25 protein-coding genes and 1 pseudogene are annotated in these 24,659 nt (G+C 73.4%); 11 read left to right on the top strand and 15 right to left on the bottom strand.

The annotated features are described in order from the left end of the window. Window positions 1-713: pseudogene (locus tag JWR81_RS14350) on the bottom strand (radical SAM protein); the annotation flags it as partial. 76 nt (window positions 714-789) lie between these two features. Here JWR81_RS14350 and JWR81_RS14345 point away from each other — a divergent pair. Further along, window positions 790-1,947, top strand: a complete 1,158-nt coding sequence (locus tag JWR81_RS14345) for an MSMEG_0565 family glycosyltransferase (RefSeq protein ID WP_297651538.1) — start codon at window positions 790-792, stop codon at window positions 1,945-1,947. An 87-nt stretch (window positions 1,948-2,034) separates the two neighbouring features. Here the strand turns inward: JWR81_RS14345 and JWR81_RS14340 are convergent, their stop codons facing one another. Further along, the gene (locus JWR81_RS14340; protein WP_297651536.1) at window positions 2,035-3,516 is read right to left on the bottom strand and encodes a helix-turn-helix domain-containing protein; all 1,482 of its coding nucleotides are present in this window, start codon (window positions 3,514-3,516) and stop codon (window positions 2,035-2,037) included. 157 nt (window positions 3,517-3,673) lie between these two features. Here JWR81_RS14340 and JWR81_RS14335 point away from each other — a divergent pair, with 157 nt between their 5' ends. The 3 genes from JWR81_RS14335 to JWR81_RS14325 are packed head-to-tail and all read left to right on the top strand — an operon-like array spanning window position 3,674 to window position 6,037. Further along, window positions 3,674-4,423: a response regulator transcription factor gene (locus JWR81_RS14335; RefSeq protein ID WP_297651534.1), complete on the top strand. Its 750-nt coding sequence runs from the start codon at window positions 3,674-3,676 to the stop codon at window positions 4,421-4,423. A 55-nt stretch (window positions 4,424-4,478) separates the two neighbouring features. Beyond that, the gene (locus tag JWR81_RS14330) at window positions 4,479-5,075 is read left to right on the top strand and encodes a cupin domain-containing protein (protein ID WP_297651532.1); all 597 of its coding nucleotides are present in this window, start codon (window positions 4,479-4,481) and stop codon (window positions 5,073-5,075) included. After that, window positions 5,072-6,037: an AIR synthase related protein gene (locus JWR81_RS14325; protein WP_297651530.1), complete on the top strand. Its 966-nt coding sequence runs from the start codon at window positions 5,072-5,074 to the stop codon at window positions 6,035-6,037. The genes JWR81_RS14330 and JWR81_RS14325 overlap by 4 nt, the downstream gene beginning before the upstream one ends. Window positions 6,038-6,063: 26 nt before the next feature. Here the strand turns inward: JWR81_RS14325 and JWR81_RS14320 are convergent, their stop codons facing one another. From JWR81_RS14320 to JWR81_RS14300, 5 genes are all read right to left on the bottom strand, one after another. Next, window positions 6,064-6,471: a hypothetical protein gene (locus JWR81_RS14320; protein ID WP_297651528.1), complete on the bottom strand. Its 408-nt coding sequence runs from the start codon at window positions 6,469-6,471 to the stop codon at window positions 6,064-6,066. Between the two features lie 105 nt (window positions 6,472-6,576). Then, window positions 6,577-7,602: a 6-phosphofructokinase gene (locus JWR81_RS14315; protein ID WP_297651526.1), complete on the bottom strand. Its 1,026-nt coding sequence runs from the start codon at window positions 7,600-7,602 to the stop codon at window positions 6,577-6,579. A 36-nt stretch (window positions 7,603-7,638) separates the two neighbouring features. Further along, window positions 7,639-8,220, bottom strand: coding sequence for an ATP-dependent Clp protease proteolytic subunit (locus JWR81_RS14310; protein WP_367278796.1), 582 nt, complete (start codon window positions 8,218-8,220; stop codon window positions 7,639-7,641). Window positions 8,221-8,580: 360 nt separating this feature from the next. Further along, entirely contained in the window at window positions 8,581-9,330 is a 750-nt protein-coding gene (locus JWR81_RS14305) for a hypothetical protein (protein ID WP_297651524.1), read from the bottom strand. Window positions 9,331-9,408: 78 nt separating this feature from the next. Next, on the bottom strand, window positions 9,409-10,194 hold the full coding sequence (locus JWR81_RS14300) for a hypothetical protein (RefSeq protein ID WP_297651522.1): 786 nt from the start codon (window positions 10,192-10,194) through the stop codon (window positions 9,409-9,411). A gap of 437 nt (window positions 10,195-10,631) precedes the next feature. Here JWR81_RS14300 and JWR81_RS14295 point away from each other — a divergent pair, with 437 nt between their 5' ends. Genes JWR81_RS14295 through JWR81_RS14280 form a run of 4 tightly spaced genes read left to right on the top strand, consistent with a single transcriptional unit; the run spans window position 10,632 to window position 13,343 of the window. Then, window positions 10,632-11,135, top strand: a complete 504-nt coding sequence (locus JWR81_RS14295) for a GNAT family N-acetyltransferase (protein WP_297651520.1) — start codon at window positions 10,632-10,634, stop codon at window positions 11,133-11,135. A gap of 59 nt (window positions 11,136-11,194) precedes the next feature. Next, a complete protein-coding gene (locus JWR81_RS14290; RefSeq protein ID WP_297651518.1) occupies window positions 11,195-12,055 on the top strand; it encodes a heavy metal-binding domain-containing protein in 861 nt (286 codons plus the stop codon). 13 nt (window positions 12,056-12,068) lie between these two features. Then, window positions 12,069-12,896, top strand: coding sequence for a heavy metal-binding domain-containing protein (locus JWR81_RS14285; protein WP_297651516.1), 828 nt, complete (start codon window positions 12,069-12,071; stop codon window positions 12,894-12,896). A 24-nt stretch (window positions 12,897-12,920) separates the two neighbouring features. After that, on the top strand, window positions 12,921-13,343 hold the full coding sequence (locus tag JWR81_RS14280; RefSeq protein ID WP_297651514.1) for a hypothetical protein: 423 nt from the start codon (window positions 12,921-12,923) through the stop codon (window positions 13,341-13,343). A gap of 35 nt (window positions 13,344-13,378) precedes the next feature. Here the strand turns inward: JWR81_RS14280 and JWR81_RS14275 are convergent, their stop codons facing one another. Both JWR81_RS14275 and JWR81_RS14270 read right to left on the bottom strand, forming a co-directional pair. Beyond that, a complete protein-coding gene (locus JWR81_RS14275) occupies window positions 13,379-14,332 on the bottom strand; it encodes an undecaprenyl-diphosphate phosphatase (protein WP_297651512.1) in 954 nt (317 codons plus the stop codon). Between the two features lie 95 nt (window positions 14,333-14,427). Then, window positions 14,428-16,017 carry an LCP family protein gene (locus tag JWR81_RS14270; protein ID WP_297651510.1) on the bottom strand — a complete coding sequence of 530 codons (1,590 nt, stop codon included), beginning with the start codon at window positions 16,015-16,017 and terminating at the stop codon, window positions 14,428-14,430. A gap of 117 nt (window positions 16,018-16,134) precedes the next feature. Here JWR81_RS14270 and JWR81_RS14265 point away from each other — a divergent pair, with 117 nt between their 5' ends. From JWR81_RS14265 to JWR81_RS14255, 3 genes are all read left to right on the top strand, one after another. Further along, on the top strand, window positions 16,135-16,317 hold the full coding sequence (locus JWR81_RS14265; RefSeq protein WP_297651508.1) for a hypothetical protein: 183 nt from the start codon (window positions 16,135-16,137) through the stop codon (window positions 16,315-16,317). 186 nt (window positions 16,318-16,503) lie between these two features. Continuing rightward, on the top strand, window positions 16,504-17,835 hold the full coding sequence (locus tag JWR81_RS14260; RefSeq protein WP_297651506.1) for a ferredoxin reductase family protein: 1,332 nt from the start codon (window positions 16,504-16,506) through the stop codon (window positions 17,833-17,835). A gap of 97 nt (window positions 17,836-17,932) precedes the next feature. After that, window positions 17,933-18,730, top strand: coding sequence for a hypothetical protein (locus tag JWR81_RS14255; protein WP_297651504.1), 798 nt, complete (start codon window positions 17,933-17,935; stop codon window positions 18,728-18,730). A 184-nt stretch (window positions 18,731-18,914) separates the two neighbouring features. Here JWR81_RS14255 and JWR81_RS14250 read toward each other — a convergent pair whose 3' ends face one another. The 6 genes from JWR81_RS14250 to JWR81_RS14225 form a co-directional block, all read right to left on the bottom strand. After that, entirely contained in the window at window positions 18,915-20,294 is a 1,380-nt protein-coding gene (locus JWR81_RS14250) for a HAMP domain-containing sensor histidine kinase (protein ID WP_297651540.1), read from the bottom strand. A 44-nt stretch (window positions 20,295-20,338) separates the two neighbouring features. Continuing rightward, window positions 20,339-21,028 (bottom strand): response regulator transcription factor, encoded by a 690-nt coding sequence (locus tag JWR81_RS14245; protein ID WP_297651503.1) that lies wholly within the window; start codon window positions 21,026-21,028, stop codon window positions 20,339-20,341. A 31-nt stretch (window positions 21,029-21,059) separates the two neighbouring features. After that, on the bottom strand, window positions 21,060-21,263 hold the full coding sequence (locus tag JWR81_RS14240) for a hypothetical protein (protein WP_297651502.1): 204 nt from the start codon (window positions 21,261-21,263) through the stop codon (window positions 21,060-21,062). Continuing rightward, the gene (locus tag JWR81_RS14235; protein WP_297651501.1) at window positions 21,260-21,652 is read right to left on the bottom strand and encodes a hypothetical protein; all 393 of its coding nucleotides are present in this window, start codon (window positions 21,650-21,652) and stop codon (window positions 21,260-21,262) included. Before JWR81_RS14235 ends, JWR81_RS14240 begins: the two co-directional genes overlap by 4 nt. A gap of 117 nt (window positions 21,653-21,769) precedes the next feature. Then, window positions 21,770-23,167 carry a glutamate decarboxylase gene (locus tag JWR81_RS14230; protein WP_297651499.1) on the bottom strand — a complete coding sequence of 466 codons (1,398 nt, stop codon included), beginning with the start codon at window positions 23,165-23,167 and terminating at the stop codon, window positions 21,770-21,772. 77 nt (window positions 23,168-23,244) lie between these two features. After that, the coding region (locus tag JWR81_RS14225) for a hypothetical protein (RefSeq protein ID WP_297651497.1) at window positions 23,245-24,659 on the bottom strand (1,415 nt) is incomplete at its 5' end.

Raw genomic sequence — 24,659 nt, 5'->3', positions numbered from 1 at the left:
ACGGCGGGGTCGAAGGTCTCGATGTGGATGCCGAGGGCGTCGATGCCCATGTCGAGGACCTGGTTGATCACCGAGAGGTCGCGGGGCGGTTCGAACTGGATTTCCACGGGTAGGCCGGCGGCTTCTTTGACGGCGTGTCCGCAGGTGGCGACGTAGAGGGCGCCGCGGTCGGGGGCCATCGAGGAGCCGGTGGTGAGGGTGGCGTCGATCGCGCCGTCGAGTTCTTTGGCGGCGAGGGCGACTTCGGCGAGCATCTGGGGGGTTTTCTTCGCGATGGTGGCGCCGGAGGTGAGGGAGAGTCCGATGCCGCAGAAGCCGCACTGGTCGGGGTTGCCCCAGTAGTTGCAGGCTTGTACGACGGTGGAGGCGAGGGAGTCCAGGTGGAGTAGTGCGATCTGGTGGTAGGGCACGCCGTCGGCGGTTTCGAGGTCGTAGAACCGGGGTCGGGCGGTGCCGGCCACGGAGGCGATCTTGATGCCGTCGCGGTAGATGCCCTGGCCGTCGTCTTCGGCGCGGAGTGCGTAGGGCGAGGTGTCGCTGGGTGGCACGGTGACGGGTACGCCCTCGATCCCGAGCAGTCCGGAGTCGGATGGTCCCGCGCCGCCCTTGCGGGCGGTCTCCAGTGTGGTCTCCAGTCGGAGACCGACGCTCTGCAGGTCCATGATCAGCGCGGCGATGCTCTCGCTCGTCCGTCCCTCGTCGACCGCCGTCATGCGCGTCCCCGTTCACTGAAGTGTTCGATCGTGTCTTATAGGAAACCCCGGGCGCGCTGGTGTCAAGCTGTATCCCATGACCGCACGCGTCGCCCTGCTCAGCCACTCGACCACCCCGCGCGGTGGCCACGTGCACACGCTCGGACTCGGTGAGGCCCTCCACCGGGCCGGACTGCCCGTTCACCTGCTCGCCCTCGGCGACCCCGCGAAGGGGCTCTACCGGCCCGTCGACCTGCCGTACACCGTGGTCAAGGGCCCCGCGCGGGACGGCACGACGCTGGGGCAGCGGGTGTTCGCGTCCATCGACCTGATGGCTGCGGCAATCGCCGCCCGCATCGACGAGTTCGACGTGCTGCACGCCCAGGACTGCATCGCCGCCAGCGCCGCGCTGCGTGCGCGAGATCTCACGGGCTCACCGGTCCGGGTGCTCCGCACCGCACACCACGTCGACGACTTCACCACACAGGCGCTCATCGACTGCCAGCGCCGCGCGATCGTTGAGCCCGACCGCGTGCTCGTCGTCAGCGAGCAGTGGCGCGGGATCCTGCGAGCCGACCACGGCGTGGAGACGACCGTGGTGCCCAACGCCGTCGACACCGCCCGCTTCGCCGCCGCCGTCCCCGCCCCGCGTCCGTCGGCCGGCCCGCTGCTGCTCGCCGTCGGGGGGATCGAGCCGCGCAAGGGATCGGTCGTCGCGTTCCGCGCGCTGGCGCAGCTGGGCCGTTCCGCGGATGCGGCGGGGCTGCCGAGGCCGGTGCTGGTGATCGTCGGCGGCCACTCGTTCCAGGACTTCGCCCCCTACCGCGACGCGGCGCTCGCCGAGCTGCCGTCGCTCGGGCTGACCGCCGGTGTCGACGTGGTGGAGGTCGGCACGGTGACCGACGCCGAGCTGGGCGGCTGGTACGCCGCCGCCGACGTCCTCTGCTACCCGTCGGTGGTCGAAGGGTTCGGGCTCGTCACGATCGAGGCGATGAGCCAGGGGCTGCCGGTGGTGGCCAGCGACATCGAGGTGTTCGGCGAGTACCTCACCGACGGCGTGAACGCGCTGCTCCCCGCGGCGGGCGACCCCGACGCCCTGGCCGCTGCTCTGCGCCGGGTCCTGGGCGACACCGCCCTGCGCGAGGGCCTCCGGGCGGAGGGCGAGGCGACTGTGAAGGCCTACACCTGGGAGGCGGCGGCGGCGGCCCACGCGGGGATCTACGAGGAACTGGCCGAAACGGCCCCCGGCCGCTGATCACCGCGTCGATGGTCGCTCCAGCTCGGCGAGTGACCGCCATCAGCCCGTGATCACCGCTGTGGGGCGGTCGGTCCGGGCGGGCTCTCAGTCGTCGGCGAGGAGGCGGGCGCGGCGGCCCACCAGCTCCGGGCGGCGGGGGTCGCCGGGCGGCAGCTCGTCGACGAGGCGGTCGTGCACCTCGAGGTCGTCGCGCCCGAGCGGGTGGGCGGCATAGGCGGCGTGCAGGTCGAGGTCGTCGACGTCGAGCACGGCGTGCCGCAGGCCCGCGTCGAGCTCGTCGCGGAGCTCGCGGATCTCCGGGGCGTCGGAGCGGGGCAGCAGCGGCCCACCGCACGCGTGCAGCGCCTCGGCGGGGCGGCCGGCCCGCAATGCTCTGCGCACGGCGTCGAAGTCCGACTCGACGCGTGCGTCCAGGCGGTAGGGACGGGTGCGCAGCACCTCGGCGCCGATCAGCCCGCGCAGCCGCAGGATCTCGCCGCGCACCGTGGTGGGGTTGCCGTCGTCGCCGTAGAGCAGCTGGGCCAGCCGCTCGGCGGTGAGGCCGTCGGGGTGCAGAGCCAGCGCGGTGAGCAGCTCGGCGGGACGCAGGGTCAGGGGGATCGAGCGCCCGTTGAGCACCACGCCCGGCGCGCCCGCGCCCATGAACCGCAGCGACAGGGCACTGCGCCGCGCTGCGGGAGCGCCTGCTCGCGGTGCGCGCATGAGGAAGCCCTCGCTCAGCGGCTCCAGCACCATCTCGCGGCCGTCGTCGAGCAGGACGCGGTCCGAGCCCGCCTCCGGCATCGCGACGCGCATGGGCCACGCGCCGTAGGGCTCGCCGGCAACGATGCGCCCGGTGGGCGTGACGAGCGCGCCGACGTTGCCGCGCAGGCTCGTCAGGTGCGGCATGTTGCGCACGCGCAGCCGCTCGTCGGCAATGGCCAGGCGCACACGGAGCTGGTTCTCGGCGAGCTGCGCAGTGGCCGAGACCAGCTGCACCATGGCCGGGTGCACCGTGTGCAGGGGCCCGCTGATGTCGATGGCGCCGAGGATGTGGCCCGTGTCGGGGTCGTGGACGGGCGCGGCCGCGCAGGTCCAGGCGTGGAAGCTGCGGACGAGGTGCTCGGCGGAGTGGATCTGCACCGGGGCGTCGACGGCGAGCGTGGTGCCCATCGCGTTGGTGCCGATCGCGTCCTCCGACATCCGGGAGCCGGGGGACAGCCCGACGGAGTCGGCGACGTGCAGCAGCCGCGCCGCGCCCTCGCGCCACAGGATGGTGCCGTCGGCGTCGGTGACGAGCATGACGTGCATGGCCTCGTCGGCGATGCTGACCAGCGTGCTGCGCAGCAGCGGCATCACCTCGTTGAGCGGGTGGGCGCTGCGCAGGTCAGGCAGTTCGGCGTCGGCCACTACCGCGGGCGGTGTGAGCCGATCCGGGTCGATGTGGGCGGCGAGACTGCGCTCCCAGGACTCGGACACGAGGGAGCGCGGGCTGACCGGCGGGGACTCGCCACCGAGCACCGCGTCGTAGACCTCGTGCATGAGGTGGGCATGCTCGACCGGGTCGTGTGCGCCACGTCTGTTCATCAGCACTCCGAGCGTCACTGCCCCCAGGACCGGCCCATCATCGCCCAGCCGTTCACCTGCAGCAAGACGCGCCTCTTGCGCGTGCAACGTCCAGGCAACGTGACGGCGCTTACTGTCGCGGCCATCATCATCCTCGACCGTCCCAGGGAGGTTGCCCGTGACGACTGACGCCGTACTCGACGCCTGCACTCCCGCGCTCGACCCCGGAGCCGTCGCTCCGGCCCCCGTTCTCCGGCGGACCGCGCGGCTCCTCATCGTCGACGGCGAGGCCATCGTCCGCTTCGGGCTGCGCCAGCTCTTCGCCTCCGATCCAGACCTGTCCGTCATCGGGGAGGCCGGCTCGCCGCGTGACGCGCTCGTCATCGCCGACCGCTGCCCGCCCGACCTCGTGGTGCTCGACATCGATCTGGGCCGCGGTGACGCCGCGGGCGTCGAGCTGGCCCGGATGCTGCTGGAGCGCCACCGCGGCGTGCGCGTGCTGGTGCTCACCGGCTGCCGCGACCGCGAGGTCATGATGCGCACCGTGCGGTTGGGCGTGCACGGCTACGTCCGCAAGGGCGCCGAGACAGCCGACATCAGCCGTGCCGTTCACGCGCTGCTGCGCGGGGAGAGCGTGTTCGACTCGCGCGGGCGGGACGGGGCCGGGGCCGTCGGCCCGATCGTCACCGACGTCCTGCGCGACGAGGGCCGCCCCGTCGCCCGCTCGTTCGGCGGCGCGATGCTCACCGAGCGCGAGAACCAGGTGCTGCGGCTGCTGGCCGTCGGGATGTCCAACCGCGAGATCGGCCGCCGGCTCGTGATCAGCGAGGCCACGGTCAAGTTCCATGTCCGCAACCTGCGCGACAAGCTCGAGGTGCGGCGCCGCACGGAGATCGTCTACACGGCGACGCGGCAGGGCATCGTCTAGCTCGCCCGAGGCTTGCACTGTCCACCATCGGGTGTGTCTGTCTACGATGGTGGACGTGGAGGCGGCCGAACGGAACGCGTGGGAGCCGATCGTCGGGGCCATCGGGCCGAAGGTCCGGGAGGCCCGGCAGGCGCTCGGGCTGTCGTTGCAGCAGCTCGCGGCCCGGGCGGAGGTGTCGGCGGCGGCGATCCACAAGGTGGAGCGCAGCGACATGGTGCCCACCATCACCACCCTGCTGAAGCTCGCCGGTGCCCTCGATCGCCCGATCGCCCACTTCGTCGGTGACGGCTCCCGTCCCCGGCCGGTGGCCACCCTCGTGCGCGGCGAGGCCCACAGCCCCACGCCCCCCGACTGGGCGCCGGCCGCGTACGGCGTCGAGGGACGGATGCTCGCTGCGCCGGACGCCCGCTTCCGCGCAGGGGGAGTGCACGCGATGGTCGAGCCCGGCGGCGGCAGCGGCGACACGCGCCCGCTGCGCCCCGGTGAGGAGTTGATGCTGGTGCTGGAGGGTGCATTGCAGGTGGATGTCGCGGGCGAGCATTACCGCCTCGACGCGGGCGACACGCTGCACTACCCGACCGACCGCCCGCACGAGTGGCGCAACGCCGGCATGGAGCCGGCCAGCGCGGTGTGGTTCACGGTGCGCGGATGACGGCGGGGACCAGGGAGTCACTGGCCGACATCGTCGCCTCCGTGCTGGACAACCCCGGGCTGCGGTCGAAGGCCGAGATCGGGCTGGTCGGCGAGGTGCTGGGGGCGGCCCCGGACTGGCTCGGCGGCCCCGGTGACGACGGGGCGGTCGTGGACGCGGGGGGCACCCGGGTGGTGGCCTGCGGTGAGGCGGTGTTCCCGCCGTTCGTCGCGGCCGACCCGCACGGCGCCGGCTTCGCCGCGGTGCTCACGAACGTCAACGACCTCGCCGCGATGGGGGCTGTGCCGCTGGGCGTCGTCGACACCGTCGTCGCGTCCGAGGCGGTGGCCCGGACGGTGCTCGAGGGCATGCGCGAGGCCTGCACGCTGCTGGACGTGCCGATCATCGGCGGGCACCTCACCATCCACGACGGCACGCCCGCCGTCTCGGCGTTCGGGGTGGGGCACGCGCCGTCGCCGCTGTCGGTGACGAACGCGGCCCCCGGCCAGTCGCTGGTGGTGGCCGCGGCGCTGGACGGCGCGATGCGCCCCGACTTCCCGTTCTTCCCGGCGTTCGAGGCGCGCGGGTCGCGGTGCGCCGGCGACGTCCGGCTGTTGTCCCGGCTCGCGGGCGAGGGCGTCTGTGTGGCGAGCAAGGACATCAGCATGGCCGGGCTCATCGGCTCGCTGGCGATGCTGCTGGAGTGCGACGGGCTCGGCGTCACCGTCGACCTCGACGCGGTTCCTACCCCGGCCGGCGTGCCGCTGACGCGCTGGCTCAACTGCTTCCCCAGCTTCGGCTTCCTGCTGTGCGTGCCCGCGGGGCGCGAGGACGAGTGCCTGGCGGCGTTCGCGGAGCGGGAACTGGCCGCCGCGGTGGTCGGCACGCTGGACGCGAGCGGCGAGCTGGCCGTGACCGCGGGCGGCGAGCGCGCCACGGTGATGCGCATGGAGGAGTTCCGGGTCACGGGCCTGCCCCGCTGAGAGCGAGCCGGGTCGACCGGCCCGGCTCAGGGGCGGGCGACCGTCAGGTGCGTCGGGCGCGCCGAGGCCGGGGTGGGCGGCACCAGCGTCGGACAGATGCCCGAGCCCGCCGCCATGCTCAGCGGCGCCGCGGGGGCGTCGGGCCGGGCGCGCATCGCGATGTCGATGGCCAGGCCGAAGATGCGGGCCACGCGGTCCTGGTCCTGCCAGCGGTGCCGCTCGGCGAACTCCAGCCAGCGATGCGGGGCCACCATGTCCTCGTCGGAGTACTCGAGCTCGTGCCAGGTGACGGCGAGGTCGAACAGCTCGAGGACGGCGTCCTGGTCGGTCTCCACCGCGAGCAGCCGATCGTGGTGGGCGCGACGGGCTGTGTCCGCGCGGCAGCCGGCATGGCAGGCGATACGGGCGAGGCGGGGCTGGTGCGCGTCCGGCATGTGTCGATGATCGGCGATCGGCTCGTACCAATCCGTTTCCGAACTGTTGCAGCCGGATGAAGTCCGGTTCTGCCGGTGCCGCTGTGGACGCGCGTGCGCGCTCGCCTAACCGAAGAAGATCTCGGCCTCCGCGTACAGCGTCGGGTCGACGAGCTTGAGCTCCTTCGTCGCCTCCGCGAGCGGCACCATGACGATCTCGGTGCCGCGCAGCGCCGCCATCTGCCCCCAGTTGCCGTCGTGCACGGCGTCGATGGCGTGCAGGCCGAAGCGAGTGGCGAGCCAGCGGTCGCGGGCGGTGGGCGTGCCGCCACGCTGGACGTGCCCGAGCACGGTGGTACGCGCCTCCTTCCCGGTGCGCGCCTCGATCTCGCGGCCCACCCAGTCACCGATACCGCCGAGCCGCGCGTGCCCGAACGCGTCCTTCTCACCGTTCAGCAGGGACTCCTGGCCCTCCTTCGGCTTCGCGCCCTCGGAGACGACGATGATCGGCGCGTAGTCCAGCTGGAACCGCGACTCGACCCACGTGCAGACCTGCTCGATGTCGAACCGCACCTCGGGGATGAGGATGATGTTGGCGCCACCGGCCATGCCCGCGTGCAGCGCGATCCAGCCGGCGTGCCGGCCCATCACCTCGACGATCAGCGCGCGGTGGTGCGACTCGGCGGTGGTGTGCAGCCGGTCGATGGCCTCCATCGCGATGTTGACGGCCGTGTCGAAGCCGAACGTGTAGTCGGTGCCCGCGAGGTCGTTGTCGATCGTCTTCGGCACCCCGACGACGTTGACGCCGATCTCGTGCAGCTTCGTCGCGACGCCGAGCGTGTCCTCGCCGCCGATCGCGATCAGCGCGTCGACGCCGAGGTTCTGCAGGTTGCGCCGGATCCGCTCGACGCCGCCCTCCACCGCGAACGGGTTGGTGCGCGAGGAGCCGAGGATCGTGCCGCCCCGGGGCAGCAGGCCGCGTACCGCCGGGATGTCGAGCGGCTTGGCCATGGCTTCGAGCGGGCCGCGCCAGCCGTCACGGAAACCGAGGAACGAGTAGCCGTACTCCGGGACGCCCTTCCGGACGATCGCTCGGATGACCGCGTTCAGGCCGGGGCAGTCGCCGCCACCGGTGAGCACGCCGACGCGCATGGGCTCTCCAACATTGCAGAAGCTCGGGGCCGAAGCTCAGGGAGCCCGAACGGTATCTCTCTTCGGCCGGCGCTGTGGGACGTGGTCCACGAGCCCGTAGGCGCGGGCCTCCTCGGCGGTGAACCAGTGGTCGCGGTCGGAGTCGGCCGTGATCGTCTCCACGGACCGCCCGGTGTGCCGCGCGGTGATCGCGGCGATCTCCTGCTTCATCTGCGCGTACACGCCCGCGCGGACGGCGATGTCGGATGCGCCGCCGCCGATGCCGGCGGAGGGCTGGTGCAGGAGGATCCGGGCGTGCGGCAGGGCGTGGCGCTTGCCCGGCGCGCCCGCCGAGAGCAGGAACTGCCCCATCGACGCTGCGAAGCCCACCGCCCACGTCGCGACGTCGGGGGTGACGAGCTGCATCGTGTCGTAGATCGCCATCCCCGCTGTCATGGAGCCGCCGGGAGAGTTGATGTAGAGCGTGATGTCGCGGTGCGGGTCCTGGGCCGCGAGCAGCAGCAACTGCGCGGTGACGCGGTGGGCCACGGCGTCGTCCACCTCGCCGCCGAGCAACACGATGCGCTCGTCCAGGAGACGCTCGGTCACCACCTCGGGCGCCGAGGACGGGACCTGCAGGGCCGTCCCGCCGACGGCAGGGGGGAAGGGCTGCGCCGGTGGGACCGCCGGGCGCTGCAGGGGGCGGGGGTAGAGCGGCCGGGCAGCTGCTGGGGTGGTGGGGCCGGCGGCAGGTCCGAGCGGGCGGGCTGCGGCGGTCACGCGGGTTCCGGTGGGCATCGGCATGGGGCCGTCCTCTCGTCGGGAGTGCCCCGACGCTAGGGCGGTCAGGAGCCGCGCGGACCCCGTGTTCACCGGGAGCGGGATGTTCACCGGAGGCGAAGGCCCACGTCGCAGCGCGTGTGGTGTCCCGCCGCCCGCCGCCCGCCGCCCGCCGCCCGCCGGCGCCCTGTGACGGCGCACCAGGCGCTGCGAGGTCGGCTACGAACAGCGCGCCGCCACCGGGTCGTCCGTGCCGGGCCTGCGCTCGAACGACACGTGCACGTGGTCGACGTGGTTCTCGGTGGCGCTGCCGCGGTCCTGCATCCGCTCCCAGCCGTCGCCGTAGTTGATGCGTTGCTCCCAGATGACGTAGCTGATGCCCAACGCCGCGCGGTTCGCGAGCGCGCACGCCGCGAGGCGGTCTCCGCGCTCGCCGCGCACCATGAAGTCGATCGCGAGGCCGGACGGGTGGTCGGAGTGCCGGCCGCGGCCGGCCACGCCGATGAGGTCGGGCTCGCCGTAGAGGCACGCCAGGAAACGGGCCGCGTCGCGCACCCACGGCTTGACGCGGCCGAGCGCGCCGAGGTCGGTGTCGCAGTCCGCCGAGCCCTCGCGGGCCGCCTCCTCCTCCGCGGCGCGGCGGGCGACATCGGCGAGCCCGGCCGACTTGAGCAGCCCGCTGACGCTGAACTCCGGCGGTCCGGGGTCGGCGACGGGGCCGACCGGCACGACGCTCGCCACCCGGGAGGCGGCATCGGCTGCGGCGTCGGAGGTGAGCGTGAGCGCGGCGGTGTCGGTGCCGGCCGCGGGCGCGCTCGTCACGGCGACGACGGGCAGCGCCGCCGCCAGCACACCCCCCGTCACGGCGGCGGCGATCCCGCGGTGCACAGCGGGAGTCGCGCTGTGCCGGGCGGGATGGCGCCGGGCCGGGTGATGCTCGGGGCGGCCGGGGGAGCGGTGCCGGGACACGCGCGAAAACTAACCGCAAGACGTCCGATCGGTCACATTGCGTACGACTTGTGTCACTCTGGGTGCGTTGAACGTCGGTCAGCACGCTGTGGGTGGTCCGTCGCCGGCCCCGGAGCCGAAAGAGACGTGCACGTGGTCCATGTGGTTCGCGGTGGCGCCGCCGCGGTCCTCCATCCGCTCCCAGCCGCTGCCGTAGTCGATGCGTTGCTCCCAGATCACGTAGGTGATGCCGAGGGCGTCGATGTTCTCCAGCGCGCAGGCGGCGAGGCGGTCACCCGTAGCGGGGTCGACCATGAAGTCCAGGGCCTTACCCGACGGGTGGTCCGACGTGCCGGCGCGGCCGGCGAGGCCGTACATCGTGGGCTCGCCGAACCGGCAGCCGAGGAACTGCGCCGCCGTGCGGGCGCCGCGCGTCACCGCGCCGAGGCCGGAGAGGTCGAGCCCGCAGTCGGCGACGGCGGCCTCCGCGCGGGCCTTCTCGGCCGCGGCCGCCTTCCGTGCCTCGGCGGCCTTCCGCTCGGCCGCGGCCCGCGCCTCGGCCAGCTGGCGCTCGATTCGCTGCACGGTGGCCACCAGGCGTGTGGCGTCGACGACGTCGGGCTCCGGCACCACCGGCACGACCGACGGTTCCAGTGCCGCGGGTGCCTCGGCCGGCAGCGATGTCGGCAGCGATGTCGGCGGTGACGTCGGCAGTGACGTCGGCAGTGACAGCGCCGCGGGCGCGATGACGGTCGGCGGCGCACCGGCCGCGCCCGTCAGGGACAGCGCACCACCGGCGACGGCGATGACCGCGGTGCCCCGCTTGAGGGGGGTGGGGACGGACCGGTGCGCGCCACCGTCCGCCGTCGCGCGGCCGGGGGCCACGGACGTCGGAAGGGGGTGTGCGCGTCGGCCCCGGGGGGAGCGATGCCGAGCCACGACCTGCCTTCCGGATCGACGGCCCGGGAGGACCCCGGCTCGGGGGAGCCGGCGGGTGGGGAGTCCCGTGCCCTGTTCGTGACCGTGCCGTCATCGATCCGAGAGCGACGCTAGGCAACCCACGGCCCGGACGCCGCGGACAAGGCGGTCGAACAGGACGAACGAACCCCGACGAGCGACGAGCGGCACGCGGGATGCTCCGGCCGCCCCGAGGCGTCGGACGAGACGGTCGGGCAGGACAACGCCCTCGACGGCGAGGGCGAGCCGGTCTGGGAGCGCTGTCTCGCCCGCTGGACGGTGTGGAGCCACGTGCGCGGGCCGGCGGCCGCGGGTGCGGCGGCACCGGTGGTGTCGGTCTGAACTGTCCCGCTACGTTCGGGCCCATGATCCGGGACGCCACCCCGCACGACGCCGGCGTCTGCGCGGCGATCTACGCGCCCTACGTCACCGACACCGCGATCACGTTCGAGACCGACCCGCCGGACGCCGACGCGCTGCGCGCCCGGATCGCCGCGGCCCACGCGTGGGTGGTGGCGGAGGACGCCGGCCGCGTCGTCGGCTACGCCTACGGCGCCCCCCACAAGGAACGGGCGGCCTACCGGTGGTCGTGCGAGGTCAGCGTCTACCTGGAGGCCGGCCTGCGCCGCACCGGCGCCGGGCGCGCGCTCTACGAGGCGCTGTTCGAGCGCCTGGTCGATCGAGGCCTGCGGATGGCCGTCGCCGGCATGACGCTGCCCAACGACGCCAGCGCCGGGCTGCACCGCGCGCTCGGGTTCGAACCGGTCGGCGTGTTCCGGCGGATCGGCTGGAAGCACGGCGCGTGGCACGACGTCGCCTGGGTGCAGCGACCGCTGGGGGACGGCACCTCGTCACCGGTGTCCGAATAGTCCTGACCTGCATCGATCTCCTGCAGCGTCCCGTCGGCGGCGGGGCTAGTGTCGGAACGGTGACCGACTGGGACGGGCGGGGGCTGCCACCTGTCGCCGCCGAGCGGGCACGTCGCGCGGCCGAGGGCGGCGCGTGGACGTCGCTGCTCACGGTGCCCGGCGCGGCAGGACTCGAGGTGGTGGGGTTCGACCCCGTCGGCGAGGTCATGGGCTCGATGGTCCAGAAGATCGGGTGGGCCGGGTACGCCGGCTGCGGCGCGTACGGCGTCTGGGGCCCCGGCACCACCGTCACGTCGTCGGACCGGTCGGGATTCAGCGGCTTCGCCCCGTACGTCCAGGCCCTCGATCTCGGGTACGGCACCGCGTTGGGGCGCATGGCCCAGGAGGCGCGGACGATCGGCGCCGACGGCATCGTCGGCGTGGGCCTGCGCATGAGCCACATGGACGGCGGCGCCCGCGAGTTCACCGCGCTCGGCACGGCCGTCCGCGCCCGCGGCTCCGCCCGGCCCGGCCGGATCTTCAGCACCCACCTGCCCGGTCAGGACGTCGCGAAGCTCATGGGTGCCGGTTGGATGCCCACCGACCTCGTGTTCGGCATCTCCGTCGCCATCCGCCACGACGACTGGCGCACGCGCCAGCAGGCGTCGTGGGGATCGGGCAACGTCGAGGTGGCGGGTTACACCGAGCTGATCACCCACACCCGCGCCGACGCCCGCGCCCGCTTCCTCCGGCACGTCAGCGACACCGGTGCGGACGGCGCGATCGTCGACAGGATGTCCCTGAACGCGTGGGAGATCGAGCCGTCGGACAACCACCGCGACCACGTCGCCGAGGCCACCGTGTTCGGCACCGCGATCGTCGGCTTCCACACCGGGACCGTCGCGCCGTCACGGACCCTGACCTTCCTCCCCCTCAAGTGAGCCCGGAGCACCCATGACCGCCGACCAGTCCGAGCTGCGCATCCCCGAGGACGCGATGCGTCGCCTCGCCGAGATGCGTCCCGGCCAGGCCACGAGCCTGTTCACGTCCGACCTGTCGGTGAACGAGTTCCTGCTCGTCCGCGAAGCAGGGTTCCGGCCGCTCGGGCTGGTGCTGGGATCGAGCATCTACCACGTCGGGTTCCAGATGGGCCGGTGGAACAAGAACCAGGAGCTCACCGTGCTCTCGCAGGCGATGTACCACGCCCGCGAGCTCGCGATGAGCCGCATGGAGGCCGAGGCCGACCAGCTCGGCGCCGACGGCATCGTCGGGGTGCGCCTGGAGATCGAGTTCAAGGAGTTCGGTACCGACCTCGCCGAGTTCATCGCCGTGGGCACGGCCGTCAAGTCCGACCACCCCACACCCGAGGGCGGGGCGTGGCGCAACAACCGCAACCAGCCCTTCACGTCCGACCTCTCGGGGCAGGACTTCTGGACGCTCATCCAGGCCGGCTACGCTCCGCTCGCCATGGTCATGGGCACGTGCGTCTACCACATCGCCCACCAGCGGTTCTGGCAGGCGATGGGCAACATCGGGCAGAACGTGGAGCTGCCGCAGTTCACCGAGGCCCTCTACGACGCGCGCGAGCTGGCCATGAGCCGGATGCAGGCGGAGGCCGAGCAGTTCCACGCCGAGGGCATCGTCGGGGTGCAGCTGCGCTCGCACGGGCACCGCTGGGGCGGGCACACCACGGAGTTCTTCGCGATCGGCACGGCCGTGCGCCCGCTGCGCGCCGACCACCGCATCCCGACGCCCCAACTGGTGCTCCCCCTGACGGATTGACGAGGCGCTGACACACTGACCGACATGACGATGGAGCCGAGCGGCCTGGGTCCGATGGGGGATGTCCACCTGCTCGCGGCGACCCTGCGATCCGACCGGGCCGACGTCGAGTCCTACGCGCGCGTGCTGAGCGGAACGCTGGCCGATGCGCTCCCGCCCGGGATGGTGCAGGTCGAGTACAAGCGTGGCCTCGCCGACCGCATGGCCGGCCGCGAGGGCCGCGCGGTATCGGTGGTGGTGCACGGCGAGGATCGCGAGCTGGCCCTGAACGAGGGCGCCCGCGGCGGCGTCGAGGCGCAGGTGCGGCAGGTCGTGCGGGGCATCGTGATCAGCAGGCGCTCCGTCGCGATCGACGAGTGGCTGCAGGCCCTCGCCGAGGACCTGACCCGCATCGCGGCCCGTGACGCGGCCGCCCGCGTGGCCTTGGACCGGCTCCTCGGCGGCTGACCGCCGAGTACCCACCATGGGCGGCGGTAGCGGGGTCAGCGCACCAGGAGCCAGATGATGCACGCCAGGCCGGCCACGATGCAGTAGATGCCGAACGGGCGCAGGGAGCGCGTCTCGAAGTAGCGCGTCAGGAACCGCACCGAGACGTACGCGCCCACACCCGAGAGCAGGCTGCCCACGAGGATCTGGGGGCGGATGCCGTCGCCCAGCGGGCCGGCGAGGTCGCCGACCTTGAGCAGGCCCGCCGCCATGATCACGGGCGTGGCCAGCAGGAACGAGAAGCGGGCCGCGTCGGCGTGGGAGAGGCCCCTCGTCAGACCGGCCACCATCGTGGCGCCCGAGCGGCTGATGCCCGGCGCGAGCGCGGCGATCTGCGCCGCCCCGATGAACACGGCCCGGCCGATCGGGATCTGGGCGAGGCGGCGGTCGGCGGCCTCCTCCGGCGTGGCCTCGGCGACGGCGCGGTGCGCGGCGCGGCCGGACGGCACGACGGGCAACACCTCGGTGGCCATCTCCGGCTCGCGCGCGTCGGCCCGGCGCCGCAGCTGGTCGCCGACGAGCAGCAGCACGCCGTTGAGCGCGAGGAAGGCGGCCGTGGGGATCGGGTGGCTGAGGTAGGTGCGGAACACCTTCTCCAGCAGCAGGCCCGCGAGTCCCACCGGGATGGTGGCGAGCACGAGCATCCAGGCCAGCCGCTGGTCGGGCTCGGTGACCTCGCGCCGGGCGATGCTGGTGACCAGGCCGCGGACGATCCGCACCCAGTCCTTCCAGAAGTAGATCACCAGGGCGAGCGCCGTGGCCACGTGCAGCCCGACGACGAACGCGAGGTACGGCGACTCCGGCGAGGTGACGTCGAGGTCGCGCGCCCAGCTCCCGCCGATCACGGCCGGGATCAGGATGCTGTGCCCGAGGCTGGACACGGGGAAGAGTTCGGCCACGCCCTGCAGACCGCCGATGACGATCGCTTCCAGCCACGACAGGTTGCTCATCGGAAAGCACACTAACGGCACCGGAAAACGTCGTGGTCGGCACCCGGAATGCTTTGCCTTCTCTTAACCGAATTCGTTCGGAAAGGGCGATCTGGTCATTTCACGCACGGGATGCCCCCGCCGGAGATGCTGTCCAGGGCGGAACCGGGGTCGGGGGTCGGGGCGCTCGTAGCCGGCGCGGCGCTCGTTGCCGGCGCGGCGCTCGTGGCCGCCATGGCCTGCAGGGAGAACCCGGTGCCCAGCACGACCTCGAGGTGGCCGCTGCCGGCCGTGTCGTCCTGCATCGTGTGCGATGTGCCGAGCACCCCGGCGAGTGCGCTCGCCGCGGCCGAGTCCCCGGCCGGGTAGTGGACGACCGTGGTGGAGCCCTTGTGGGAGCTGTTGCCCGTGGTCCCGGCCGGGTAGCCGTCGCCTGTCAGCTTCTGCGACACCGACGCGGCCAGCCCCGTGCGGCCGGTGCCGTTGAGGACGTCCACCGTGTCGAGCGGGGCGGGCGGCGCCGCCGGCGCGGTCGTGGGAGCGGGGGCCGTGCCGAGCAGGCGCGCGACGTCGGCCTGCACCTGCGCGACGTCGACGATGTTGACGTCCTCGCCCGCGGGGTCCTGGCCGAACTTCTCGATCGGCAGCGTCGTGAACGAGACGTTGCCGCCCGCGAGCCCGGACGCCTGCTGGGCGAACTGCAGGAGGTCCAGCTTGTCGTCGACGGCGATGTTCTGCTTCGCGACGTCGAGCAGCCCCTGCAGCTTGGCGGGGTCGGTGATCGTGCCTGCCTGCTTGAGCTGGTAGGCGAGCGAGGCGATGAACGCCTGCTGGCGACGCTCGCGGTCGAGGTCGGTGAAGTTCAGCGAGGGGTGGACGTTGTCGCGGCGCTGGCGCACGAACGCCAGCGCCTGCGCCGCGTCGAGCTGCTGGTAGCCCTGGTGGAAGTTCGCGCCCGAGTAGCTGTCCTGGGTGTTCTCGTTCAGGCACACCGTGATCGGCGCGACCACCTGCGCGAGCTGGTAGAAGGCCACCATCGTCACCTCGACGAAGTGGTCCACCGGGACGCCGCCCAGGAACTGTCGGACCGTGGCGATCTCGGCGGTGCGCCCGGCGTCGCGGCTGCGCTGTTCCAGCGTCGCCGTGTCGGTGACGCCCTGCGCCACCAGCTGCTTGTGCTCCTGGTCGAATGCCAGCCCGTAGGCCTGCTTGATCTTGCCCTTGGACTGCCCGTCGGGTGCGCCGGCCAGCGACACGTAGTCGTCGCGCGGAATGGACATCGCCGTGGCTTTGCCCCCGTTCGCCGGCACGTGCAGCAGGATCAGCACGTTCGCGTTGTAGCCGCCGACGTCGGACGCGCCCGTGTGCATCGCGTCGTAGATCGCGGCCGGGAGCGGGTTGCCGTTCTCGTCGAGCCTGCTGTCCAGCCCCATGACGAGGATGTTGGTGTCGCCCCCCGTGGACGTGCCCTCGCCTGCATCGAGCGCGGCGGAGCGGCGCAGCCCGTCGGACAGGTTCTGGTACTGGCTCCAGACCACGCCGGTCACCAGGAGCACGAGCGCTGACACCACCGCCATGACCGAGCGGAGCACCGTCCCCCGACGGCGGCGCGCCGGGGCGGCGGTGCGGGGCGGTGGGGAGCTGCGTGGCGGGGTGCGCGCGATGGGGCGGGTGGGCATCCCTGGATCGACGACCGGCCTGTTCACGAGCGCGACACTAAAGGCTGCGCAATCGAGCGACCGTGAAGCCCCACTCTCAGGGGTGACCGGAGGCTGCCTGCCACGCGTGGTTCCGAGCTCCGCGAACTGCGGAGCGGGATCGGCATGGTCTTCCGGAGCTTCGACCTCGCGCGCCGCACCACCGTTCTCAACGACGTCCTCATGGGACGGCTGCACCACGCGCCCACCTGGCGCGTGGTGCAGCGTGGGTGGAGCAAGGACGACGTGGAGCTCGCGATGCGGGCGCTCGAGCGGGCTGGCATCGTCGACAAGGCCTGCGATCTGTGAGACGAGTGTCCACGCGCCGCTCACCGGAGACCCGTGAGAGTTCCTGAGGACGGAATTCGGGCGTTCGGCGCAGGTGGCCCGGCATCCGGCAGCGTCCCGACCGCTGAGCCCGCGGGAGCGGATGCTCGTCGGTCGGGCCTCTCAGGATCGCAACCACCGCAACAGGCCGGTTCCTAGATTCGAGTCATGCGACAACGGTTGGTGCGGGGCTGGTGGGCGGCGGCGTTCGCCGCGGCGCTCGCAGTTCCCCTCTGGCTGAGCATCGGCGTGGGTGGCCACGAGAACGTGCTCCTCCGGCTCGCGGTGGAGTTCGGGCTGCTCGGCACCTCGGCGCTCGCCGCGACGGTGGTGCTCCCGGCGCGGATGCGCTCGCTGACCCGCGCGCTGGGGATCGAGAAGGTTCTCGGCGGCCACCGCTACCTCGGGATGATGACCGTCACCCTCGTGCTCGCCCATGTCGTGTTCGTGGTCGTCGGCAACCCCGCCAACCTGGCCCGTCTCGACCTGCTGCACGCCCCGCCCGCCGGTCGGGCGGCCACGCTCGCCACCGGTGCGATGGTTCTGATCGTCGCGTTGACGGTGCTCCGGCGCAGGCTGCGGACGGGCTACAAGTGGTGGCGCAGGGTGCACCGCGGACTGGCCGCCGCCGCGCTCGTGCTCACCGCGCTGCACGTGTGGTGGCTCAACCACATGATCCGTGATGCCGCGATGCGCGCGTGGTTCGTCGGCCTCGCCACCGCGGTGCTGCTGTGCGCGGCGTACCGCTGGGTGCTGCGGCCGCTGCTGCACGGCCGAGCGGAGTTCGTGGTGCTCGGGATCCGCCCGGAGAGCCCGACGGTCAGCACGCTGGTGCTCGAGCCGCGCCGGGCCCGGCACTCATGGGGCTATCGACCCGTCGCCTACGCCCCGGGCCAGTTCGCCTGGATCCGGCTGCACCGCTGGGCGTTGTTCCCGGAGGAGCACCCGTTCACCATCGCCTCCGCGGCCCGGCCCGGCCGGGTCGAGTTCACCGTCAGCCACATCGGGGCGTTCACCACGGCGCTGCGTGAGCTCGAACCCGGCCGCTCGGTCTGGCTGGACGGTCCGCACGGCACGTTCAGTGTCGACCACCTCCGGACCTCGGGCCTCGTCCTCGTCGCCGGCGGGGTCGGGATCACCCCGATGATGAGCATGCTGCGCACGCTTGCCGACCGCGGAGACAGGCGCCCGCACCGCCTGATCGTGGCGGCCCGCCACGTCGAGGACCTGCTCTTCCGCGACGAGCTCGCCGCGATCGCGGCGAGGATCCCGCTCACCGTCACCGAGGTCCTCAGCCGCCCACCCGAGGGCTGGCAGGGTGCGACCGGCCGCATCACGCCGCAGCTGCTGGACGCGCTGCTCCCGGGAGCGTTCCGCCGTAACCAGCTCGACTACTTCATCTGCGGTTCCACGGCCATGGTCGAGGGCACCCGCGAGGCCATCACCGCCCTCGACGTCCCGGCCCACCGCATCCACACCGAACAGTTCCAGATGGTCTGAGGACGTCGCGCGGGAGCGACACCGGTCCACCACGCTCCCCACGTGCCCCCCGGACCGACCCAGGACACATCCCGATCCCGACAGGACTTTTTCACGCATGGCCCTATCGACACCCCGGTTCATCAAGCTCGCCGGCGGGCTCGCCGTCGCCGCGGCGCTCCCCGTCTCCCTGCACGACGGGCTGAGCTCCGCCGTCGACCACCTCAGCGCGATCGGGGGGACGGCCAGCTTCGCTCTCGGTGCCCCGGCGGGGGCCCCGACCGGCCGGGCGGGTGCCGGGGTGACGACGGCCACCCAGCCACCGGCGGAGGTGCGCCAACCGACGCTGCGTGCCACCGTCCAGGCCCCGCCGACCGGGGCCTCCATCGTGGCGCGCACCGGCCCCCTGCCCGCCGTCCGGCCGGCTCACGCCCATCCCGCACCCCCCGCCGCGCCGGCACCGACCACCGCGCGGCACGCCCTGAGAACCCCCACGAAGGCCGGCGCCGACGCCGGGACCACCACCGACGCCCGATCCACCGACCCCGCAGGAGATGCCATGCCCGCGCACGCAGCCGACCCCGAGCACGACACCGCTCCCGAGGACGGTGCCGGCCCGACCGCGCGGGCGTCCACCGCGCCACACCTGCGGCTGGCCCCGTCCCACGGGACCGGGGTGGGCCGCCACCGCGCCCCCGAGACCCCCGGCACGTCCGGAGGAGGGACGGCGGCCACCGGATCCAGGTCCACCGGGTCGACGCCGCGCGGGGCGGACGCCCCGGCCCACGGCTGCCGGACGAGCGGCGGGAGGGACGGTGCCGGGAGGGACGGTGCCAGGAGGGACCGCGCCGCAACGGACGGCACCGGGAACGACGCCACCACCTACCTGTCGGCGCCGGGCGGTGGAGCCGCATGACCGGCTGCGCCCGTCGTGCCGGAGGGTCCCGGGAGGAAACAGCTGCCCCTGCCACGGCTCGACGTTCTCCGTCGCCGACGGATCGGTGATCACCGGCCCGGCGACGCAGCCGCCGGCGGCCCGCAGGGTCACCGTCCCCGGCACGGCCATCACGCTCTGAGGTCGGGCGCCCCTCGGGCGGCGGTCACGCCGGCGCGAGCGCGACGGTGAAGCACGCGCCGCCCTCGGCCGCCGGCTCCGCCCGGATCGTGCCGCCCATCCGCGTCACGAGCCCGTGCACGAGGGCCAGCCCGATCCCGCCCACGCCCACGGGCCGGTGTCCGTGGTAGCGGTCGTGCAGCGCGCCGCGCTCGAACACCACCGCGTAGTCCTCCGGGGCGAGGCCCGGGCCGCCGTCACGGATCTGCAACGCGCCCGGGAGCACCGCGAACACCAGCGGCGCACCGGACGGCGTCACGCGCAGGGCGTTCTCGGCGAGGCCGTCGAGCACCTGGCGCAACCGGCGCGGGTCGGCCGTGACGAGCACCGGGCCGGGCGGCGTCACCAGGCGGAACGCGACTCCGGCGCTCTGGCAGCGCGCCCGCCACACGTCGGAGGCCTCGGTGGCCAGCGCCGTCAGGTCCACGGGCATCGGGTCGAGCGCGAAGTCGTCGGCCTCCAGCCGGGCGAGCTCCATGAGGTCGCTGACGAGCCGGTCGAGGCGCTGGGCCTCGCGCAGGATCACCGCACCCGTGGGGGCGACGTCGGTCCCGTCCACCACGCCGTCGGCGAGCGACTCGGCGAACCCGCGAACCGCGGTGAGCGGTGTGCGCAGCTCGTGCGACACCGACAGCAGGAACTCCCGCTGCCGCGCCTCGCTGCGGGCCAGCGCGTCGGCGAGCTCGTTGACGGCGCCCGCCACCTCTGCCACCTCGACGGGCCCCTCCACGGGCACCCGGACGTCGCGCCGCCCGCTGCGCAGCAGGTGCGCGGCCGACGCGGTGCGCCGCAGCGGGCGCGCGAGCAGCCTGCCGACGACCACGCCGACGAGCACCGCGACCCCGACACCCGCGAGCAGTGAGAACCCGATGTTGCGGCGGAGCAGGGCGCTGCCGATCGGCCCCGACTCCGACGTCCGGACCAGCGCGAACGCGCCCGTCCCTGCCGGCCGGGCCTCCACCAGGTACACGGTGCCGCCGACGTCGACGGTGGCGGACACGGGCGTGCCGCTCAGCGCCCGGGCCGCGCCCGAGCGGGTGATGGCGGCGGCGACGCCCTTGTCCACGTCGGCTGTGCGCCGGACGCCCAGAGGGACCACCGCGACGTCCTGACCCTCCAGGACCTGCACCACCTTGCCGAGGCCGAGCACGCTGCGCACGGCCCCGCCGGAGTCGTCGAGCTGGGCGGCCACCACGTCGGCCTGCTGGGCGAGCACGTCGTGCGTCACCTGCCGAGCGGTCGCCGTGACCAGCCGCAACGACACCAGCGCGGCCACGCCGACGGCCACGAGCGCGACGAGCAGGCAGCTCGCCGTCACCCGCCAGGCCAGCGACGCGCGCCGGCGGGGACGGCCCGCCGGTGCCACGAGCCGCGTGCGAACCGTCGGCGGCGGCCCGGCCGGGACGGCGCTCACGGCGCGTCCGCCGCGTAGCCGACCCCGCGCACCGTGCGGATCGGGCTCGCCGCGCCGAGCTTCGCGCGCAGCTGGGCCACGTGCACGTCGACGGTGCGCGTGCCCGCCGACGCCGTGTACCCCCACACCGCCGACAGCAGCTGCTCCCGGGAGAACACCCGTCCGGGCGCCCGGACGAGGTGGGTGAGCAGGTCGAACTCGGTGGACGTCAGCGCCACCTCGGCCCCGCCCGCGTGCACCCGCCTGCGGTCGACGTCGACCTGCACGCCGCCGAGCGTCAGCACCTCCTCGCGGCCGGGCGTTCCCCCGGCCCGGCGCAGCACGGTGCGCACGCGCGCCACCAGCTCCCGCGGGCTGAACGGCTTGGTGATGTAGTCGTCGGCACCCATCTCCAGGCCGAGGATGCGGTCGACCTCGTCGTCGCGAGCGGTCACGAACAGCACGGGTGTCCAGTCCTGCTCGGCACGCATCCGCCGGCAGACCTCGACCCCGTCCATGCCGGGCAGCCCGACGTCGAGCACGACCGCCACCGGGGCCAGCCTGCGGATCGCGGCGAGCGCGGCCGCCCCGTCGGTCTCCACCTGCACGCCGAAGCCGTCGCGGCGTAGGTAGAGACCGACGAGGTCGGCGATCGCGCGGTCGTCCTCCACCACGAGGACGAGCCCTCGCGCGTCGGGTGGGTTCACGTCGCGGATCGTCCCACCGGCGGTGCCGGTCTCACCCCGCGGTATCGGAGTCGACCTGGCGGGAGATGGCGTCGACGCCGGCCTCGAGGCTGCCGAGGGGGTCGGCGGTGCTGCTGCTCGCCGCCGGCGCCGCGGGAGCGGACGACGCGGTGGAGCGGTCGCACCCGACGAGGCTCAGCCCCGCGACGGCCATCAGCGCGACGAGCGCCGCCTGCGTCCTCGCCCCGGTCCTCACGACCCGGATCCGCAGTCCGTGCTCTGCACCTTCAGCACCTCGGTCTTGACCTGCGCCAGCTCGGTGAGCCGTTGCGACCGGTTGGAGATGCGGGCCTGGATCAGGTCCGCCAGCGCGGTGTGCCCGGCGGCGCGGGCCTTGTCCTCCCTGGCCTGCAGCCAGGCCGTCGAGCCCTTGGTGCTCACGTCACCGTTGATCTTCGCGGTGACGCCGTCGATCTTCTTCAGCAGCGCGGGGATGCGTTCCGTGCAGATCTTCTGGTTCGACCCGGGCGCGGGGGCCGGGGTCGGCGCGGGGGTGTCGGCGAACGCCGTCCCGCTCCCCACGGCCAGTGCTCCGGCCGTGGCAACGGTCGCCACGATCCCACCGATCCAGCGGGTCCTGTTCATCGTCGTCCTCTTCTCGCTCGGGCCCGGCCGCATCGGCCGGACAGGAACGAGAGTGCTGGGCGACGATCAGTGGGCCGTCCGGACAGTGTTCGGATCAGGTAAGCGCCGGGGGTGGCACTACCGGGTCCCGTGCGAGAACGACGCCGACTCCGCGCCGCGCTGCGGGGCGGACTGCTTCTCCAGCCGGTCGAGGACGCGCCGCAGGTCGTCGAGCAGCAGGTCGGCGAGGTCGTGGGAGAACCCGTTGCGGACGACGATGCGCAGCGCTTTGATGTCCTCGCGGTGCGCGGGGAACGAGTACGCGGGCACGAGCCAGCCCTCCTCGCGCAGGCCCGCCGACACGTCGAACACGGAGTAGGGCCGGTCACCGTCGACGACGAACGCGAACACCGGCAGCTGCGAGCCGTCGGTGAGCAGCCGGAACGGGCCGAGCTGCGCGATCCGCCCCGACAGCGACGTGGCGACGTCGCGGCAGGTCTGTTGCACCCGCCGGAAGCCGTCGCGGCCCAGGCGCAGGAAGTTGTAGTACTGCGCCACGACCTGGCCGCCGGGGCGGGAGAAGTTCAGCGCGAACGTGGGCATCTCCCCGCCCAGGTAGTTGACCTTGAACACGAGCTCCTCGGGCAGCGCCGCGCTGTCGCGCCAGAGTGCCCAGCCCACGCCCGGGTAGACCAGCCCGTACTTGTGCCCGGAGGTGTTGATCGATGCCACGCGCGGCAGCCGGAAGTCCCACACCAGGTCCGGGTCGCAGAACGGGGCCACCATCGCCCCCGACGCGCCGTCGACGTGCACCGGGATGTCCAGGCCGGTCCGTTCCTGCAGGTCGTCCAGCGCCGCGCAGATCTCCGAGACCGGCTCGTAGCTGCCGTCGAAGGTCGAGCCGAGGATCGCGACCACGCCGATCGTGTTCTCGTCGCATTGCGCGACGGCCTCGGCGGCGCCCAGGTGCAGCCGGTCGCCGTCCATCGGGACCAGCCGGGGCTCCACCTCGAAGAAGTTGGCGAACTTGTCCCAGCAGATCTGCACGTTGATGCCCATGACGATGTTGGGCCGGTCCGTCGGCTTCCCCGCCGCGCGCCGGGCCAGCTGCCAGCGCCTCTTGAGCGCGAGCCCGCCGAGCATGCAGGCCTCGCTGGACCCGGTCGTCGAGCAGCCGATCGCGGTCGCCGGGTCGGGTGCGTGCCAGAGGTCGGCGAGCATCCGGACGCAGCGCTGCTCGAGGTCGGCGGTGCGGGGGTACTCGTCCTTGTCGATCATGTTCTTGTCGAACGACTCGGCCATCAGCTGCTGCGCCTGCGGCTCCGCCCACGTCGTGACGAACGTGGCCAGGTTCAGGCGCGCGTTGCCGTCGAGCATGAGCTCGTCGTGCACCACCTGATAGGCGACGTCCGCGTGGAGCTCGCCGTCGGGGAGCTCGAACCGTGGGATCCGCACAGGCTCGCGGGTGAAGATCGGGTTGACCGAGAGCTCCGGCCGGTGGGCGCCGGTCTCGGACGGCGGGTGCGCGATGGGCATGACGGCACCGTAGGCCGGTCGCCGGGGATCGAGCACTCCCGGCGACCGGCCCGAGGGGGGTGGTTCTAGGCGCGCCGTCAGTGACGGGCGTTCGCGTGTCCGGTCTGTCCGCCGGTGGCGTTCGCGTTCCCGGCCTGCCCCGCGCGGGTGTTCGTCGGTCCGGTCTGTCCACCGGTGGCGTTCGCGTTCCCGGCCTGCCCCGCGCCGGGGTTCGTCGGTCCGGTCTGTCCGCCGCCGGTGTTCGTAGGTGCGGTCTGGCTGTTGGCGGTGGGTGCGGTGATCGGCGCCGGAGCTGCCGCGGTCGAGGGCATTCCGTTGACGCCCGTGGCCGGAGCCGCCGAAGCCGCTGTGGCCGCCGCGTCGGGAGCCGGCGGGGTGGGAGCGGACGTGGTGGCGGGGGCCGCCGTGGTGGTGGGGGCGCTCGTCGCGGTCCCCATCGCGGTATTCGTCGCCGGGGCCCCGGCGACGACCGGGGGGGCCCCGTGGCAGCGGAGGTTGGTCCACGACGCGGTCAGCCGCTGGGCGAGGAACCCGAACAGCGTGGCCGCCGCGGCCGGGTCGGGCGAGGGCACTGCGTTCGTCCACTGCTTGTCGAGCGCGAGCCGCGTCGGCGCGATCGTCGCGAGGTTCGAGCAGTACGCGGCGCTCGTGTCGACGGCGGGGTTGAGCGGGGCCATGTTCACCCCGGCGCGGTAGAGGTTCGTCTTCGCTTCGCTCGGCCGGTTGCCGATCAGCGTCATCGGGTCGTTCGGCGGGACGGTGGCCACGGGTGCGCCCTGGAACGCGGCCGCCTGCAGCTCGTTCAGCGCGAGCGAGGTGGACGGTGCCCCGCCCGCGGTCGTGTCGGGCGCGGTGAACGGGTGGCAGCCCAGCGCCGGGTCGACGAACGACACGAGCAACCCGTTGTCCGAGGCGTTGGACAGCGTCGTGGCGCCGCGCGTAGCGGTGGCGGCCGGCGTGCTCTGCTCGGTACGCCCGTCGGGCAGGGCGACGTAGGTGGTGGTGAGGTTGTCGCTCTGGTCCTGGTCGACCACGCTGAAGTCGCGTGTGGTCGGGCACGGCTGCCCGTCGAGCGCGGTCCCCGGCGACGGCACGGTGATCTTCTTCGCCTGCACGGCCGCGTTCGCCGCGGCGAAGAACGCGGGCGCGCCGCAGTACCCGAACTCGCCGAACGGCGACCCCGGAGCGCCGTTCACGCACGAGCCGGCGTTGCGCAGTGTCAAGGTGTTGCCCTGGAAGCCGAACCACACGCCCACCGCCGCGTTCGCGGGGAGCGTGGGCGGCAGCGGGAGAGCGGCCGGGGGGGTGCCGGCGTCGACCACGAGGGGTCGGTAGATCGACAGCGCGCCGGTCGCCGGGTCGAGGATCGTGGCCTCGACGAACGCCGACTGGTTGGGGTTCGCCTCGTGGCAGTCGCCGGCCCGGCGGTCGGTGGCCGAGAGCTGGTAGGGCGTGGCGAGCCCGGCGGCCGTCAGCGGCGCGGGTGGCACCA

Origin of the sequence: Pseudonocardia sp., assembly GCF_025965585.1 — a bacterium.
Lineage (GTDB): Bacteria > Actinomycetota > Actinomycetes > Mycobacteriales > Pseudonocardiaceae > Pseudonocardia.
This window is presented reverse-complemented; position numbering and strand designations above follow the sequence as displayed.

What these genes read in the sequence shown, in the direction of transcription:
- JWR81_RS14345 (WP_297651538.1), top strand. Translation starts at nt 790, where the DNA reads ATGACCGCACGCGTCGCCCTGCTCAGCCACTCGACCACCCCGCGCGGT.
- JWR81_RS14340 (WP_297651536.1), bottom strand. Translation starts at nt 3,516, where the DNA reads ATGAACAGACGTGGCGCACACGACCCGGTCGAGCATGCCCACCTCATG.
- JWR81_RS14325 (WP_297651530.1), top strand. Translation starts at nt 5,072, where the DNA reads ATGACGGCGGGGACCAGGGAGTCACTGGCCGACATCGTCGCCTCCGTG.
- JWR81_RS14320 (WP_297651528.1), bottom strand. Translation starts at nt 6,471, where the DNA reads ATGCCGGACGCGCACCAGCCCCGCCTCGCCCGTATCGCCTGCCATGCC.
- JWR81_RS14315 (WP_297651526.1), bottom strand. Translation starts at nt 7,602, where the DNA reads ATGCGCGTCGGCGTGCTCACCGGTGGCGGCGACTGCCCCGGCCTGAAC.
- JWR81_RS14295 (WP_297651520.1), top strand. Translation starts at nt 10,632, where the DNA reads ATGATCCGGGACGCCACCCCGCACGACGCCGGCGTCTGCGCGGCGATC.
- JWR81_RS14285 (WP_297651516.1), top strand. Translation starts at nt 12,069, where the DNA reads ATGACCGCCGACCAGTCCGAGCTGCGCATCCCCGAGGACGCGATGCGT.
- JWR81_RS14280 (WP_297651514.1), top strand. Translation starts at nt 12,921, where the DNA reads ATGACGATGGAGCCGAGCGGCCTGGGTCCGATGGGGGATGTCCACCTG.
- JWR81_RS14275 (WP_297651512.1), bottom strand. Translation starts at nt 14,332, where the DNA reads ATGAGCAACCTGTCGTGGCTGGAAGCGATCGTCATCGGCGGTCTGCAG.
- JWR81_RS14265 (WP_297651508.1), top strand. Translation starts at nt 16,135, where the DNA reads ATGGTCTTCCGGAGCTTCGACCTCGCGCGCCGCACCACCGTTCTCAAC.
- JWR81_RS14260 (WP_297651506.1), top strand. Translation starts at nt 16,504, where the DNA reads ATGCGACAACGGTTGGTGCGGGGCTGGTGGGCGGCGGCGTTCGCCGCG.
- JWR81_RS14255 (WP_297651504.1), top strand. Translation starts at nt 17,933, where the DNA reads ATGGCCCTATCGACACCCCGGTTCATCAAGCTCGCCGGCGGGCTCGCC.
- JWR81_RS14235 (WP_297651501.1), bottom strand. Translation starts at nt 21,652, where the DNA reads ATGAACAGGACCCGCTGGATCGGTGGGATCGTGGCGACCGTTGCCACG.
- JWR81_RS14230 (WP_297651499.1), bottom strand. Translation starts at nt 23,167, where the DNA reads ATGCCCATCGCGCACCCGCCGTCCGAGACCGGCGCCCACCGGCCGGAG.